The 15,483-nt window shown below is 50.8% G+C and carries 14 protein-coding genes; 4 read left to right on the top strand and 10 right to left on the bottom strand.

What is annotated here, in order from left to right; genetic code table 11:
- Positions 1 to 53: 53 nt before the first annotated feature.
- From FZ040_RS11975 to FZ040_RS11990, 4 genes are all read right to left on the bottom strand, one after another.
- A complete protein-coding gene (locus FZ040_RS11975) occupies positions 54 to 1,481 on the bottom strand; it encodes a flagellin N-terminal helical domain-containing protein (RefSeq protein ID WP_149172203.1) in 1,428 nt (475 codons plus the stop codon).
- Positions 1,482 to 1,693: 212 nt separating this feature from the next.
- Complete coding sequence (locus tag FZ040_RS11980) at positions 1,694 to 2,155, bottom strand: type III secretion system chaperone family protein (protein ID WP_149172204.1); 462 nt, start codon at positions 2,153 to 2,155, stop codon at positions 1,694 to 1,696.
- Positions 2,156 to 2,177: 22 nt separating this feature from the next.
- On the bottom strand, positions 2,178 to 3,584 hold the full coding sequence (uxaC, locus tag FZ040_RS11985) for a glucuronate isomerase (protein ID WP_149172205.1): 1,407 nt from the start codon (positions 3,582 to 3,584) through the stop codon (positions 2,178 to 2,180).
- A 176-nt stretch (positions 3,585 to 3,760) separates the two neighbouring features.
- Positions 3,761 to 5,200: a carbon starvation CstA family protein gene (locus FZ040_RS11990; protein WP_149172206.1), complete on the bottom strand. Its 1,440-nt coding sequence runs from the start codon at positions 5,198 to 5,200 to the stop codon at positions 3,761 to 3,763.
- Between the two features lie 210 nt (positions 5,201 to 5,410).
- On the opposite strand from FZ040_RS11990, the gene FZ040_RS11995 reads away from it, so the two are divergent.
- Positions 5,411 to 6,217 carry a sulfite exporter TauE/SafE family protein gene (locus FZ040_RS11995; RefSeq protein ID WP_149172226.1) on the top strand — a complete coding sequence of 269 codons (807 nt, stop codon included), beginning with the start codon at positions 5,411 to 5,413 and terminating at the stop codon, positions 6,215 to 6,217.
- On the opposite strand, the gene FZ040_RS12000 is transcribed toward FZ040_RS11995, so the two are convergent.
- The 4 genes from FZ040_RS12000 to FZ040_RS12015 all read right to left on the bottom strand — a co-directional run bounded on the left by FZ040_RS12000 (position 6,159) and on the right by FZ040_RS12015 (position 9,712).
- Positions 6,159 to 6,974, bottom strand: coding sequence for a class I SAM-dependent methyltransferase (locus FZ040_RS12000; protein ID WP_255448874.1), 816 nt, complete (start codon positions 6,972 to 6,974; stop codon positions 6,159 to 6,161). The genes FZ040_RS11995 and FZ040_RS12000 overlap by 59 nt on opposite strands.
- Positions 6,975 to 6,999: 25 nt before the next feature.
- Positions 7,000 to 8,442 carry an O-linked N-acetylglucosamine transferase, SPINDLY family protein gene (locus FZ040_RS12005; protein WP_149172207.1) on the bottom strand — a complete coding sequence of 481 codons (1,443 nt, stop codon included), beginning with the start codon at positions 8,440 to 8,442 and terminating at the stop codon, positions 7,000 to 7,002.
- 2 nt (positions 8,443 to 8,444) lie between these two features.
- On the bottom strand, positions 8,445 to 9,296 hold the full coding sequence (locus FZ040_RS12010; RefSeq protein ID WP_187620329.1) for a metallophosphoesterase: 852 nt from the start codon (positions 9,294 to 9,296) through the stop codon (positions 8,445 to 8,447).
- Positions 9,297 to 9,472: 176 nt separating this feature from the next.
- Entirely contained in the window at positions 9,473 to 9,712 is a 240-nt protein-coding gene (locus FZ040_RS12015) for a hypothetical protein (protein ID WP_033171335.1), read from the bottom strand.
- A gap of 243 nt (positions 9,713 to 9,955) precedes the next feature.
- Here FZ040_RS12015 and FZ040_RS12020 point away from each other — a divergent pair, with 243 nt between their 5' ends.
- The 3 genes from FZ040_RS12020 to FZ040_RS12030 are packed head-to-tail and all read left to right on the top strand — an operon-like array spanning position 9,956 to position 13,493.
- Positions 9,956 to 10,462 (top strand): NADH-quinone oxidoreductase subunit NuoE family protein, encoded by a 507-nt coding sequence (locus tag FZ040_RS12020; protein ID WP_149172209.1) that lies wholly within the window; start codon positions 9,956 to 9,958, stop codon positions 10,460 to 10,462.
- 17 nt (positions 10,463 to 10,479) lie between these two features.
- Positions 10,480 to 11,733 (top strand): complex I 51 kDa subunit family protein, encoded by a 1,254-nt coding sequence (locus tag FZ040_RS12025; protein ID WP_149172210.1) that lies wholly within the window; start codon positions 10,480 to 10,482, stop codon positions 11,731 to 11,733.
- Positions 11,730 to 13,493 carry an NADH-dependent [FeFe] hydrogenase, group A6 gene (locus tag FZ040_RS12030; protein ID WP_149172211.1) on the top strand — a complete coding sequence of 588 codons (1,764 nt, stop codon included), beginning with the start codon at positions 11,730 to 11,732 and terminating at the stop codon, positions 13,491 to 13,493. Before FZ040_RS12025 ends, FZ040_RS12030 begins: the two co-directional genes overlap by 4 nt.
- A gap of 24 nt (positions 13,494 to 13,517) precedes the next feature.
- On the opposite strand, the gene FZ040_RS12035 is transcribed toward FZ040_RS12030, so the two are convergent.
- Positions 13,518 to 14,072: a LacI family DNA-binding transcriptional regulator gene (locus FZ040_RS12035; RefSeq protein ID WP_187620330.1), complete on the bottom strand. Its 555-nt coding sequence runs from the start codon at positions 14,070 to 14,072 to the stop codon at positions 13,518 to 13,520.
- Between the two features lie 83 nt (positions 14,073 to 14,155).
- The gene (locus tag FZ040_RS12040; protein WP_149172213.1) at positions 14,156 to 15,475 is read right to left on the bottom strand and encodes an ATP-binding protein; all 1,320 of its coding nucleotides are present in this window, start codon (positions 15,473 to 15,475) and stop codon (positions 14,156 to 14,158) included.
- Between the last annotated feature and the right edge of the window lie 8 nt (positions 15,476 to 15,483).

Consider the following 15,483-nt stretch of genomic DNA (forward strand, 5'->3'; position numbering starts at 1 on the left):
CGATACTCACAAAAGCCTCCCTCAACCGAGGAAGGCTTTTCCTGAAAACGTATTTACTGTAACAAGCTCAGTACACTGCTGCTGCTCTGATTGGCCTGAGCCAGCATCGTCTGCGAAGCTTGCAGTAAAATATTATTTTTCGTATAGCTTGTCATCTGCTGCGCCATATTCGCATCGGTAATCACAGATTTCGCGGCAAGCGTATTCTCACTGGACGTAATCAAGTTAGCCGAAGTATATTCCAACCGATTCTGGATAGCACCAACCTTGGTTTGCTGATCTAGCACCTTTTGCAGTGCATTATCCAAAACATTGACTGCTGCATTAGCATCTTCCTGAGTCGCAATGCTAAGGGTCTCAACTGGTGGCGGCGTCTTAAGCCCCAATGCCTCTGACCGCAAATCCGAAAAGCCTGCCGTTATCGTCTGATTGGCCTTCGTTCCCATCTGAATCTTGATGGCATTATCCTCCGAGGCATTCTCAGCAAAAATCGACGTTGAGAACTCCAGCGCCTTATTCGCATCCCGACGCGGATTGCCATTGCTGTCCTTGATGCATATCGTCAGTCCGGACAACTGCCCTTTAATACCAGCGGTTTTCGACTTAATTGTTATTCCCGCTGTTTCATCAGCCGTATGAATCTCCTCACCAAAGCCATTGATACCAATATAGGAAGGATCGCCAGACTTCACCAAATCCACCAAACTGCCATTAAGTACAGTCTCCCGCGTAGCGGAGTCTTCTTCCCATGAACCACCGACAAGTCCAACCAACTCTTCGATAGAATATGCTGTATTACCTTCTAACAACTCTGGACCAAAAGACGGGTCCATTGAGTCATAATCCGGATTAAGCTTGGTCGTTTTATGCATCATCGGCTGTGTAACCGTATGCGTCTCACCATTAAGCACATACGATACCGTAATGGTATCCGTCTCCTGAATCCCCAGAGAATTGCCCGCACGATCTTTCAAATCCAGCAGACTTGTATCCCCCGTTGTGTCCTCTGCCAAATTCTGATTCGTCATATGCGTAGCCACATCTGTAATGGCATTGTTATGGCTGCCATCAATAAGCATCTTTCCGTTGTAATTGGCGGCCGCATTATCATCAATCTGGTCAATCATCTGATCGACTTCTTTTTGCATGGTAGCCCGATCTGCATCCGTATTGGTATCATTGGCAGCGTTAAGCGCCTTTTCCTTCAGCCCGCGCAGTGCATCCACCGTGCTCTGCATGGCACCTTCGGCCGTCTTGAGCATTGCGCCACCATTCTGCGTATTCTGATTGGCCTGTTCCAGTGAATCGACCTGCACATCCATCCGCTCCGAAATCGCATAGCCCGATGCATCATCTGCGGCATTGCGAATCTTGAGTCCAGACGAAACCTTCGACAAATCCTTTGCCATCGCTTTTGCATTACGATCAATTTCATTCAATGTACGTCTCGCCGGCATGTTATTCTTGACTACCATAGCCATAACGGCAACCTCCTTGTATCCTTCCCCACTGGCATATATTTCACACACTATCGCTAGTTTAATATACGGACATCCAAACTTTTCTACTTAGTATATCGAAAAAAACAAAATATTCTTAAGGGATTTATGAAATTTTAATTCTCCGAACCCTCCCTTATCATTATACATGAAAATAGGAGCCACCAAAAGTGCGCTCCCATTTTTTCTGCTTTTTATTTTTCTTTATGCCAGATATGTGCCATGATGTCTTCGTAGACAGCCTCAAGGTGTTGGACGAGGACGCTAAGCATCAGCTGAATCATCTTGCTGTCGAAGGTCTCGTCGACAAATGGCAGGCAGATATCGAGATAGACCGTGCCATCGTCGCGCAGGTAGTATTTGAAAATCTTGTACTGCGTGTTGAGTTCGTTGAGATAATCCTTTAGGGAACTGCGCTTTTCTTCTGTTATCCCCGTGATGATTTGCGTGCGGATAACCGTGAAGATACTCGTGTCAATCAGGATAGCCATTGGCAGAATCTGTCCCTTGGCCTCAATGCGCGAACGGAATATTACCGTCGAATAATCATCCTCTACCGACTCTGTGCTGAATACGTCGATATTGTTCTCCATGAGAAACTCTTGGAATTTCAGTGCTTTCTCATTGCTTTCAACACCTTTGGATTTCTTTGGCATGCTGTTTCCTCACCTATCTGTATTATTTTTCGTTCGCAAAATATAACTTAGCATTATTATAACATATATTTTCGATTAAATTTCCTAAATTCTCCCAATCTGCCGGATATTCGCCATTTTCTACAATCCTTCCCACGAAGTTGCATAGAACACGGCGATAATATTCGTGACGATTCAAGGAAAGCAAACTGCGTGCATTGCTCGCCATGTGGATGGCATTGCCCAGCAGCAAGAAGTTTGCCGTATTGGCCAGCTGGGCTTTGATGCCCGCTTTATCCCCCTGGAAGGTCCACGAACCACCCAGCTGCAGTTTTCCGGCTATGCCGTTCCCTTGGAATGCGCCGATTACCGAGGCAATCATCGCACCGTCAGACGGATTGCGCGAACTGATGATGGTCTTGGGAATTTTATCCTCCCGATTGAGTCGGTCAAAAAATCTGGCCAGATTGTCCCCTCGGCAGCCGCTCGACAGGCAGTCATCGCCTTTATCCGGCCCCAGTTGCTGTGCCCGTACGGTATTGCTGTCGCGAACCACGGCATATTCCAGCTGCATGACCCAGCCGCGCCGCGCGTATTCCCTGGCCAGGAACAACAGCACCGCCGTCTGATATTGTTCGCGGGCTTTTTCCGAAGGTGTCCCCTTGCCGTTAATAGTACGGCCAACGATATCATCGAGTTCAAAGTTTTCCGCGGGGCAGTAACCGATGGCTGCCAAGGTGTGGTCAGCCGTGCAGCAACCCAGCGAAGCAAAGGAATCCATCCGTGCCGACAACGCCTCATAAACATCGTGCATCGTACTGATTTCAATACCCGCTGCGGTTCCCAGCTCATATTTCATATAGTTTTCCCATTCTTCGTCCTCGATGCGCAGGGCCTTGTCCGGACAAAACACCGGCATGATAGCCGCTGGGCAAGTTTTATCCTGCCGGAGCTGCTCGAACTGTTGCAACTCTGCGGACGGGTCAGCCAAAATGCCCAGACTCTCCACCTTTTCCCTTTCAAGGATTTTTCGTGACGAAAGGTCTTTTAATTTCGCATTGGCATCGTTCCAAATTTTTTCCGCCGTCTCCCCGCAAAGGATTTCCTCACAACCAAAAAATCTTTTTAGCTCGATGTGCGTGTTTAAATAAATCGGATTCCCCACGGCCTTCGGCAGGGTTTCGGCAAATTTCTGGAATTTCTCACGATCGGGAGCATCACCAGTGATATACTTCTCTGCCACACCATTCGCCCGCATCAGCCGCCACTTCTCCGGTGCATTCTTCAGCATCAGCTGGGTGAGATTGCGATAAGGTTCATCACCTGCAATCTCCTCAACCCGCAAATGGGTCCGATAGTCGATGATGGGCAGGCTGGCCACATAATCATGATAAAGTCGCTTGGCAGCCTCAGTCTGGAGCATGAAATCATCCTGTATATATTTCTTCACGCGAATCTCCCCCTTTGCCGGAATTCTTGCCAGCGAAAATTGTCTTTACTTACTTTCTTTATTCGCCTTTTCTGCATAAAATCCTGTAAAAAACGCCTTCAAACGAAATAGATACCATGACAAAAAGGCTCATTGACTTCTATTCCTGTCAATGAGCCTTCCTTTATCGGCTAATATCAAGATTCCTTTTTCCACAATGTATGGCTGGCGTAAAGAGCCACACATACAATAGCGAAAATGATGCCGGCCGGATAGGTGACGCTCGTTGCGAGCTTGAAGCCTTCCGGCGCCTGCAGGATATAGGTAAAGGTTACAGCCGACATGAAGGTTGCCGGAACAGCCGGGATAACCCAGGCTTTGCTTCCCTTATGAACGCGGTACAGATAGGTAGCACCCGTCCAAAGGACAATCATAGCCAGCGTCTGATTCGTCCAAGAGAAATAACGCCAAATGATGTTGAAATCCATCTGCGACAGGATACCGCCGATAGCCAGCAGTGGTACCGCAAACAGCAGGCGTTTGCCAGCTTTTTTCTGGTCAACACCGAACCAGTCGGCCAGCGTCAGGCGGGCACTGCGGAACGCCGTATCGCCAGAAGTAATCGGGCAGGCAATAACACCAAGCATAGCCAGCGTTGCGCCGACATAACCAGTCCAGCTGCCAGCACCGCCCATAAAACCAACACAGATATCATAAACAACCGTACCAGCACCACCAGCAGCCATAGCCTTGGCGAGACCACCCGTGCTGTCATAGAACGTAACACCGGCAGCAGCCCAGATAAGGGCGATGATACCCTCGGAAACCATAGCGCCGTAGAATACCGGACGGCCAAGGCGCTCGTCACGCAGGCAGCGCGCCATAATCGGCGACTGCGTCGAATGGAAGCCCGATACAGCACCGCAGGCTACGGTGATGAACATCAGCGGCCAAATCGGCATGGCATCCCCTTTGGGGTGCAGATTGGCGAGCTGAAGTTCCGGCATCGTGTGGCCACCGACACCGAAGAGCATACCGCCCATAATGCCAAGTGCCATGATGATAAGGCAGGCACCAAAGAGCGGATAGAAACGGGCAATAATCGCATCAATCGGCAACAGGGTTGCCAGGAAGTAATAAGCCAGAACACAAGGTAGAACAATTGTAACGGCTACCCCCGTGAGTTTTGCCAGCAGTCCTGCCGGGCCTGTCATGAAAACCGTACCGACAAGAACCAGCAGCACTACGGAGAACACGCGCATGATGAACAGCATCGTACTGCCCATATGGTGGCCTACGACCTCCGAGATACTCTTGCCATCCTCGCGCAAAGAAATCATACCGGACAAATAGTCGTGAACACCACCGGCGAAAATCGTACCAAAGACAATCCAGAGGTAAACGGATGGCCCCCAAAGAGCACCGCCCAGCGCACCGAAAATCGGGCCAAGGCCAGCGATATTCAAGAGCTGAATCATGAATACTTTCCAAGTCGGCAGTGGAATGTAGTCAACCCCATCGTTATGAACCAACGCCGGTGTAGGCTTGTCGGTCGGGCCGAAAAGGTTGTCTACGATTTTGCCGTAGATGAAATAACCACCAATAAGTGCCATCAAAGCAACCAGAAATGTAACCATTTTTTTCACCTCATCTTGTAAATTTAATAATAAAACTGAAAAATGCGACGATTGCTTGTAAATTATCTTAGCATAATCAGACAGAATTGTCTATATATTTCAAACTCTTATGATATACCAAATAAGAATCGTATTGATAACCTCAAGTTATCTGCTTGATTCGGTATGGTATACTAAAAATGTTTGTTTATCCCATCTGTTAACGAAAGGATTTTTATGGCTATTCTACTGTTTTTACTGCTCGGCCTTTTTGTCGGCACTTTTGGCACTTTGGTTGGTATCGGCGGCGGACTTATCTGTGTGCCGGTCTTTATTTTCTTTATGTCCGACGGTGGACTCTATCCCTACTTCCATACGGCAGCACAGATTACCGGCACCTCGCTGGTCGTGGTACTGTCCAATGCCGTATCGGGCACCATTGCCTACATCCGCCAGAAGCGCGTCTTTTTCCGCGCGGCGGTTCCATTTGCTATCGCAACCCTGCCGGGTGCTTTTATCGGTTCCTATATCGTCAATGAATTCAGCGCTCCTCAGCTTGATTTCTACTACGGCCTGTTCGTGCTCTGCATGGCCTGCATCATGTTCTGGAACACCATGCACAAGCCCCCCGTTGACCTCTTAGACCTGCCCGAAGGATTTACATTCAACAAATGGATTGGCATTACCGCAAGCTTCGGTGTCGGTTTTGTCTCTAGCATCTTCGGTGTCGGCGGCGGCATCATCCATGTGCCGCTGATGATTTACCTGCTCGGTTTCCCGGTACACGTCGCCACGGCAACCTCGCACTTTATTCTGGCCTGCTCGGCCATTTTCGGCGTTGTTTCCCACTTCCTGCTCGACCATATCATCTGGCTGCCAGCCATCTGCATCTCAATCGGTGCCGCCATTGGCGCACAGCTTGGCGCACGGATTTCACAAAAAACAAAGTCCAAGGTTATCCTTGGACTCCTGTCACTGGCTATGTTCGCGCTAGGTATTCGGTTAATTTTAATGGGCGGACACATATCTCTTGGATAAAATCCGCTAAGTATTCATCAAAAATCATATTTTCCTCGCAGAACCGTTTGAGTTCGGCGAGGTTTTTTTCTGCCTCGACATCGTATTCAATGCGATGAATGAGCCGTGCCAATTGCTTTCGCGTCTCTTTATCATAAAGACTCTTGAGATTGGCTACAGCGGCGGTACTGCGCTTGGCCTCTACCAGCCAGCAGCTCGTACTGAGGTCATGGCTGAAGTTATCAAAGCCCTGCGCCTCCCACGCATCCCCGGCCGAAAAATCATCGTCCTGCTGCCCTGGCAAAAAATCGATTTCTTTATAAAGCGTATCGTCCAGCAGGCGGACGACTTCACTTTTCGCATAAAGATGCTGCTGCCGCACTGGGAAAATTCCCTCGCGCAGCTGAGCCAGTACCCCATGATAACGGATATTCCCATACGACGTGTAAAGAACTCCGACATCGGTAAGTTTCCGGCTGATATCCATCATGGACTCATAGGGCTGGAAAGCTTCCTCCAAACAGGATTCCGCCACGGCATAATCAAAGGATTCCTCAGCAAATGGCAGTTCTTCCCGGCGATAGTCGAGGATATGCCATGCTATATCCAGCTCGCGAAATTCAGCCAGTTTCGCTATTTCCTCAAAGCGCGTAACCGCAGTAATCGCCGCATTCGGATAAGCCGCCCGCAGCGGCTTTAGATATTGCGCGCTCTCAACAACCAGCCAGCGGCCAGCCTCCGGCCCGCCCGCAATAAAATCCATCAGGGTATGTCTCAAAATCCCGCTCCTTCCCCAGCTTTTCTCAAAGCAGGCAGCTTCTTATCGCCTGCTCAAAATCCCTCACATACGCTGCATCATCCATCAATGCCGAGCGTTCCAATTCCTCTCGCAACCCAAGCTGCGTCCCCAGCAAACCTTCCTTATCCACCGCCAGCTGCAAAGCCAGCTTGATGTACGAATCGGTACAATCTGCCAGCCATTCCGAAAGGCCAGCGGCTCTCATAATGCTCGTACTGAGACGTGCACTGTGATGGTCACCCCCCATCGCCACTACGGGCACCCCCAGGTAAAGGGCCGTTGCCGTTGCCGCCCCTCCGGGATACGGAAAGGTATCGAGCATGATGTCAATTTGCTGATACTGCGTGAGATAGTCATCACTGCCGAGGCGAACCTCGACCCGTTCCATCGGCAGGCCGGCATTTTCCAGCCGCTTTTGCATGACAGACCGCCGCTCAAAAAGTCTCGTCGTATCCTGTACCACCAGCCGGCTGTCTGGCAGATTATTCAGGATTTCCCGCCAGCAGTCCATAACCGGACGCGATATCTTCATGAAGTTCTGGAAACAGCCAAACGTGATGCCACTTCCTGCACGCGGTTTTCGCAACTGCCGCTTCATCGCCGCCGTTGGCTCAAAACAAAAACCATGCGGCAGCCGCAAGAGTTTTTCCTGGAAATAGTTTTCCGCCTGACCGTCTACAGGGTCCATCGCATCATCGGTCAGGAAATAATCCATCGCGGCAAGGCCTGTGGTATCAAACCAGCCTATCCCGCAAAGCTGGACTGCTGCCGGACGCTGCGCCATTACCATCAAGGTCATGCCGCCATCGGCATGACCGCTCAAATCCATCAGCACGTCAATTTCATCCCAACGGATTGTCTTTGCCATCTGTTCAAGATTTTGACCAGCCAGACAACGATAAGTCAGCCCCGACGCCTGCAAGTGGCGCGTGAAATCATCCTCATCGGACGCCAAAGCATAGGCATAGACTTCAAAGGAACGCACATCGAGCCGGGTCAGCAGGCATTCGTAGAATCTGGCCGAAGACGACTCGCGAAAATCCCGCGACAAAAAACCAATCCGTATGCGGTTATGCGAATACTCCGGGCACGGTGGCAGTTTCTCCGTATCCCGATAAAGTCCCTGATATACCAAATGCTGCTGATACAGTTCCTCCGGCGAAATCCCCGGCAGATAGTGAAGCGCAAACAGATAATTGGAGAAATGTTCCCGCTGGCTCCGCAGGAACCGGTCCGACTGCGCCGCATTGCTGTAAGCCGCCGCCGCCCCCTCAGCATCAGCCAAATCATGGAACATCGCGCCATAAAGTTCGTGAACCCGCCACATTTCCTCAGCGGGAACACTCCCGTCTCCGCGCACTTCATCAAGAGCCTGCCGCGCCGCTGCAGTTTTTCCCCGTGCCAGCAGGGAGCAAATAGCCTCTAGCTTTGCTTGCCAATCCACCATTTTCAACCTCGAAATTCAAAATAAGCAATTTCCGGCGGACAGCCGATTCTGCAAGGGAACCAGCTGCCGTTGCCAGTATGCACATATCCATAACAATCGCCAAGCCGCACCATGCCGCGGGTATATTTGAACACCGGAAAAATCGGCAGGCCAAAGATGCCGAACTGGCCGCCATGGGTATGGCCGGTCAGGGTAAGCGGTATCCCTGCTGCCGCGGCGTTATCGATAAACTCCGGATGATGCGCTAATACTATTGTACTTTTTCGTTCTTTTTCGGGAATATCCTCTATGGTTTTGGCAAAGTATTCCGCCTTTAACTGGCGGAATTTCTCCGTCTCCCGAATCATCGGATGATCTGTTCCCGCTACCCAGATAGATTTTCCCGGCACCTGCTCCGCGCGGTTATAGAGCGCATGAACCCGCGTTGCCGACAGCAGGCGTTTGATTTCCTTCACGCCACGGAAATGTTCATGATTTCCCAGACAATACCAAATGCCATCGGCGAACCTGTCCACATATTCATCGAGCAGCTGCGCCGCCGCGGGGTTCTGCCCTTCGTCATCAAAAAGATCTCCGGTGATTGCCAGCATATCCGGCCCATCCGCAGCAATCCGCTCGAGCAGCTGGCGCAAATCAGCCACCGAAAAGAATTTCCCTAAATGCACATCGCTGATTTGTGCCACGCGATACCCGTCCGGAAATGAACCTGCGGCCATCGGAATCCGGTAGCGGTTATCCACGGTATGACAGCGCTCATAACCACAGCCATAGCCACTTGCCGCCGCCAGTCCCAGCGGATAGACTGCCGCCTTCTTCAAAAAACGGCGCCGGCCCGCATCTTCAGGAATTCTCATACTAAGCCGCCAGACTACGATGGCCGGGATTACAATAAAAACCAATAACAATAAACTGATTACAATTAGCCAAAAATAATGTATCATATAAGTCTCCTGAAAAAACGAAAAAAAAGAGAACCGGCAAAGCCGATTCCAACATTCACAAAAATAACAGCATTACATTACCAACATATTCATGCCAGTCCACGAAGGTGAGCATTCTCCGCCTGCCGTTCCCGGTAATACCAGCGGATTGAGTTGCCAATAGCGCAGCGTACTGCGTCAAGTTCCCCTGCCAGCGCCAGCTTGCGAAGCCGGTTGACGTCAAAGCCATTGACAGACAAGTAACTTGCAGAAAGGAAACCTCCTCGTTTCAAGATTTTGCGATAACTCGCACTGTCACGACGGTCCATTTCGATGTTCTTGATAGCCATAAATAATCCCCCCATAGTATTATGTATGAGTCTATTTACATGCTCCCTTAATGGCAACTACATTATACCATGAATTTGTAACATTGTACACTATATCTTGTGGATACCAGTTATTTTGGCCCATTATATCTAATTTTGTCGTTTTTATTCTTCTTGTTTTTTTATCCAAACACTGTCAATCTATAATATTTTATTATATAATAATATTGTTATATATGTATTAAAAATATAGGAGGCTTATCTATGCTGACTGCACAAACGAAAGAATATCCGCTGCCTGCTGAGCTTCAGGCAAAGATAGACCTTGTTCTCGAATCCCACGATAACGACCCGACCCAGATTGTCGGCATCCTGCTCGAAGTGCAGGAGCTCCATGAGCGTCATTACATTTCTGAACCCGTTGCCTACTATTTGGCTGACCGCCTTTCGCTGCCAGTCACCAATATCTTTGACTGTCTCAACTTCTATAGCGAACTCTCTTCCAAGCCACGAGCAAAATACCCCATTCAGGTCTGCAGTTCGCCTGCCTGCCGTGTCAACGTCATCGACACAAAACGCCTGCTTGAAACGCTTCAGCGTTTGCTCGACATCAAGATTGGCGAAACTACTTACGACGGGCGCTTTACCCTCGAGACTACGACCTGCTACGGTGCCTGCGACCGCGCTCCCTCGGTGCGCATCAACGGTCAGATTTACGATCATCTGGATTCGCAGGAAAAAATTGAAGCCCTGCTTCGTTCCCTGACGTAAGCTGAGGAGGAAATGTTATGAGCAACCAAGTTAAGTTTCTGACCAAGAACTTTGGCCAGTACGATACATCATCCATCGGATCTTATATGGATATCGGTGGTTTCGAGGCCCTGCGCAAGGCTGTGACCATGGACCCCGAAAAAATCTGCGACATGATTACTGAGGTCAAAGTCCGCGGACGCGGTGGTGCCGAATATCCGCTGGGGCGCAAATGGTCCCAGGCCCGTGCCGTTGTTGGCGAGAACAAAATCGTCGTCTGCAACGCTGACGAGGGCGAAACCACCACCTTCAAAGACCGGGAACTCATCCAAAAGGACCCTTTTAACCTCATCGAGGCCTTAATTATAGCCGGCTATGTCTGCGGCGCCACCGACGGCTATATCTACATGCGCGCCGAATACGCCTGCCTGCGCCCCTTGCTGCTCAATGCCATCCGCCAGGCCAAGAATTATGGTTTTTTAGGTGAAAACATTCTCGGCAAAGGCTTTGACTTCAACCTTCACCTCTATTCAGGTGGCGGCGCTTATGTCTGCGGGGAAGGCACCGCCCTCATCCGTTCCATCGAAGGCAAAGCCGGACGACCGCGCATGAAACCACCTTTCATCAAAGTAAGCGGCCTCTTCGCCCGTCCAACCTGTCTTAATAACGTCGAAAGCCTGTCTATCGTCCCGCATCTGCTCGTCGATAAGGGCAGGGTCTACGCGTCCTGCGGTTCCGGCGAATCCATTGGCACCAAAATGATTTCCGTTGCAGGAAATGTCAATAATCCCGGCGTCTTTGAGATTCCCTTCGGCACTACCGTCCGCGAAATCATCTACAACCTCGCCGGCGGCATCCAGCATGACCGCGAAATCCAGCTCATTCAGTTTGGCGGCGCCTCCGGCAAGATTGCTGACGCCTCGATTCTCGATACGCCCTATACCTACGACGATCTTCGCAACGCAGGTGTCATGGTCGGCTCTGGCGGCATTTTGGTCATCGACGAACGCACGAGCGTCATCGACTTTCTACGCATGAATCAGGAATTTTTCTCCGAGGAAAGCTGTGGCCAATGCACCCCCTGCCGTGAGGGCAATCTCCACATCAAGATTATCCTCGACAAGATTGCAAGCCACACGGCTACCCAGGAAGACATCCGCATCATGGCCACCATTGCCCGCGTCATGAGCATGTCGTCCCTTTGCGGCCTTGGCGAGACTGCCCAAAACACCCTGCAGTCTGCCATGCTGACATTCCCAGAGGTATTTGAAGTCGGAGGTACTGAATCATGACCACAGAAAACGAAGTAAAAGATATTCCGATGGTTCATCTGACCATCAACAATATCCCCATCGAAGTGCCGAAGGGAACGAAAATCATGCAGGCTGCGCAAACCCTCGGCATCGATATCCCGCACCTCTGCTATCATGAGGATCAGCGAATCAAAGCCCACTGCCGCCTTTGCGCCGTGGAAGTCGTCGGCAAACGCCGCCTGCTGGCTGCTTGCTCCACCGAAGTCTGGGAGGGGATGGAAGTCCACACCGATACCCAGATTGTCCGCGATACGCAGGTATCCATCCTGCAGCTCATGTTAGCCAATCACAACAAAGACTGTCTGAGCTGCCCACGCAATCAGAACTGCGACCTGCAACGTCTCTGCAGCCGCTTCAACATCCAGCACTCCCCACTGCCCAGCGTTCTCAAAGACGAACCCCGCATTGAAACGAATCCTTCAATTGTCCGGGACCCGTCCAAATGCATCCGCTGCGGCCGTTGCATCCGCGCCTGCAAAGACGTTCAGGGTATCGCCGCCCTGACCTATGCCGGCCGCAGCAGTGACATCGTCGTTACCACGGCCTTCAATAAACCGATGGAAGCCACCGACTGCATTCTCTGCGGCCAGTGCAGCCTCGTCTGCCCGACAGGCGCTATCGTCGAAAAAGACGATACAAATAAGGTACTCGACGCCCTGCAGGACCCGCAGAAGCACGTTATCGTTCAGGTTGCGCCATCGGTACGCGTAGCCCTCGGCGATGCTTTTGGCATGGAAGAAGGCGCCATCGTCACCGGACAGATGGTCACTGCGCTAAAGCTCTTAGGCTTTGACAAAGTATTCGACACCAACTTCGGTGCTGACCTCACCATCATGGAGGAAGGCGCCGAGTTCCTTGACCGCCTGCAAAACGGCGGCACCCTGCCGATGATGACCTCCTGCAGCCCGGGCTGGGTCAACTACATGGAGAAGCATTTCCCGAACTGCATCGGGCATCTATCCTCGGCTAAGTCCCCCATGAGCATGTTCGGGGCAATCGCCAAGACCTATTATCCGGAAAATGCCGGCATCGATGTAAAGGATATCGTCACGGTTTCAGTCATGCCCTGCACAGCCAAGAAATTCGAAGCCGCCCGTCCGGAAATGAGCCGCAACGGCATTCCCGATGTCGACATCGTGCTTACGACACGCGAGCTCATAAAACTCATCAAATACGTCGGCCTCTCCTTCAAAAACCTGCCCGAAAGCGAATTTGACAATCCACTCGGTCTTGGCACCGGCGCTGGCGCAATCTTTGGTGCCACTGGCGGCGTCATGGAAGCCGCCCTGCGCACCGTCTACGAAAAAGTCACGGGCGAAACACTCGAAAAAATCGAATTCAACGAAGTCCGCGGCTTTGAAGGCATTAAGGAAGCTGTCATTAACGTCAAGGGCCGGGAAGTCCGCGTCTGCGTAGCCCATACCCTCCAAAATGCCCGCCGCATCATGGAACAAGTCAAAAAGGGCACGAGTCCCTACGATTTCATCGAAATCATGGCCTGCCCCGGCGGCTGCATCGGCGGCGGCGGCCAGCCGATCGGTACGACCAACGCGATTCGTAAAAAGCGCATGGCCGCCCTCTACGAAATCGACCGCGGCCTGCCCCTGCGCAAATCGCATGAAAACCCGGAAATCCAGACCCTTTACCGTGATTTCCTAGGCGAACCGCTCAGCCAGCGGGCCCATGAGCTCTTGCACACCACTTACCATAAAGTATCAAAACCATACGAATTTGACTAACAAAAAAGGTGACTCAAAACTGAGTCACCTTTTTTTCTGTCCCAAACACTTGAGCAGCTCGTCCACGTAGAGCCTTCCCATCTCTACGACGGATTCTGCCGATTCCGTGCGGTCCATTACCATAAGTTTTACTTCACTGTCATCGAGTTCCCAGAGCAATTCCGTTTCCCGGTCGAGCGGGTCGAGCAGGATTCCATCCACACTCTGGTCCAGCATATCCTGTATGTAACCAAGTTCCCGGCCTCTATCCCCGGCAGAATCGCCAAACATAATCCGGTAACCGGCCTGCGAACACCTTTCCGCAATCCCCTTCATGAGCTTGGCACAATACGGGTCGGTGATATCTGCCATCACGACACCCAGCACATACCGGTACTTGGATTTCAAGCTGCGGGCCAAAGGACTCGGGCGATAACCCAGTTCTTCGATGACTTCGGCAATCCGCGCCCGGGACTGCCCGGACATGTACTCATACTTGCCATTGAGATAACGGGAAACCGTTGTTTTTGACACCCCTGCCCGCTCAGCTACATCCACAATCGTAACTTTCTTCCGATTGAACCCCTTAAATCCCGACATGCAAAAATCCACTCCCATCCCTAGAATAAAATACATTCCCCAATGAATTTACCCTTATGGATATTCTCTTAGATTCTTTGCTATTATTTTGCTATTTTATCCGCACTTAGCAGTGAATTGATATACTGCTGGGCGGTGCGTCCCGAAATAGCACTATGGGCCATTTCCCACTTGACGGCTCCGGCACGGAGCTCCTCATCCGAAAGCGTGATTTCCGGATGACGATGGGCCAGCTGGATAACCATGTCATAAAATTCCTGACGGCTCGGGCTGAAATAGCCAATCGACAGGCCAAAGCGTGCCGACAGCGACAGTTTCTCCTGAACCGTATCCGTCTGATGCATATCGGAATCCACGACATCCGGACGGTCATTCCAGGTCTCGCGAATCAAATGACGGCGGTTGCTCGTCGCATAAATCAGCACGTTGTCCGGCTTGACCTCAAGGCCGCCCTCGATAACGGCTTTGAGATATTTATACTCGATTTCAAATTCCTCAAAGGAAAGGTCATCCATATAGATAATAAACTTGTAATTGCGGTTCTTTATCTGAGCGATGATGCGCTGAAGGTATTTGAACTCATGCTTATAAACTTCTATCATGCGCAGGCCGCGGTCATAATACTGATTGAGAATGGCCTTGATGCTCGTAGATTTACCAGTACCGGCATCACCATAGAGCAGGACATTATTGGCCTTGCGGCCAGCCACAAAGGCTTCGGTGTTATCCTTGAGACGTTTCTTTTGATTTTCATAGCCAATCAAATCATCGAGCCGCATATCACCGGTCGTCGTGATGGGTTCTAAGAGTTCCCCGGTAACTTCAATATTGGGCGATACGCGGAACGCCTTATTGAGGCCAAACATGCCGACACCATAGCGCCGATAGAAGTCCGTGATGATGCGGTACATATCGGCACCATCTTTGGCTTCCTCAATCTGGCTGCTGAGCTCCCGAACCTTCTCGCTGACGCTCTTATTGTAAATCTGCTCTTTTTTCTCTACTGCCTGATAGTTCTCGATGATACTAAAACAATCGAGCCCCAAAGCCCGCTCCAGCATGCCGAAATCATAATGCAGCAGCTTGCGAAAAATCTCCAAATCACTGCGGGCAAATTTCTGCACACTGCCTTCACTGGCACCATGCTTTTCGCAGACAAGCGTAAACGGTGTTTCCGTTGTCGCCAGCAAAAAAGCCAGATAGTTATGCCAAAGGTTGCCATTAAATCCATAGTGGGTGGCCACATCCAAAAGCCGGGTGATTTCCGTCAAAACTTCCCCGGACAATGCTTCCGGATTATAGGTCCCGGTCTCGAACTGACGGCAGATATCTGCCAGCTTGAACAGGATGCTGTCCTTTTCGATCTTGCGGTAAATGATAAGCTTTGAGGTCAGGCGATACATAATATTCT

Origin of the sequence: Pseudoselenomonas ruminis (assembly GCF_008271295.1) — a bacterium.
Taxonomy (GTDB): Bacteria; Bacillota; Negativicutes; order Selenomonadales; family Selenomonadaceae; genus Selenomonas_A; species Selenomonas_A ruminis.

What these genes read in the sequence shown, in the direction of transcription:
- FZ040_RS11975 (WP_149172203.1), bottom strand. Translation starts at nt 1,481, where the DNA reads ATGGCTATGGTAGTCAAGAATAACATGCCGGCGAGACGTACATTGAAT.
- FZ040_RS11980 (WP_149172204.1), bottom strand. Translation starts at nt 2,155, where the DNA reads ATGCCAAAGAAATCCAAAGGTGTTGAAAGCAATGAGAAAGCACTGAAA.
- FZ040_RS11990 (WP_149172206.1), bottom strand. Translation starts at nt 5,200, where the DNA reads ATGGTTACATTTCTGGTTGCTTTGATGGCACTTATTGGTGGTTATTTC.
- FZ040_RS12005 (WP_149172207.1), bottom strand. Translation starts at nt 8,442, where the DNA reads ATGGTGGATTGGCAAGCAAAGCTAGAGGCTATTTGCTCCCTGCTGGCA.
- FZ040_RS12010 (WP_187620329.1), bottom strand. Translation starts at nt 9,296, where the DNA reads ATGAGAATTCCTGAAGATGCGGGCCGGCGCCGTTTTTTGAAGAAGGCG.
- FZ040_RS12015 (WP_033171335.1), bottom strand. Translation starts at nt 9,712, where the DNA reads ATGGCTATCAAGAACATCGAAATGGACCGTCGTGACAGTGCGAGTTAT.
- FZ040_RS12020 (WP_149172209.1), top strand. Translation starts at nt 9,956, where the DNA reads ATGCTGACTGCACAAACGAAAGAATATCCGCTGCCTGCTGAGCTTCAG.
- FZ040_RS12025 (WP_149172210.1), top strand. Translation starts at nt 10,480, where the DNA reads ATGAGCAACCAAGTTAAGTTTCTGACCAAGAACTTTGGCCAGTACGAT.
- FZ040_RS12030 (WP_149172211.1), top strand. Translation starts at nt 11,730, where the DNA reads ATGACCACAGAAAACGAAGTAAAAGATATTCCGATGGTTCATCTGACC.
- FZ040_RS12035 (WP_187620330.1), bottom strand. Translation starts at nt 14,072, where the DNA reads ATGTCGGGATTTAAGGGGTTCAATCGGAAGAAAGTTACGATTGTGGAT.
- FZ040_RS12040 (WP_149172213.1), bottom strand. Translation starts at nt 15,475, where the DNA reads ATGTATCGCCTGACCTCAAAGCTTATCATTTACCGCAAGATCGAAAAG.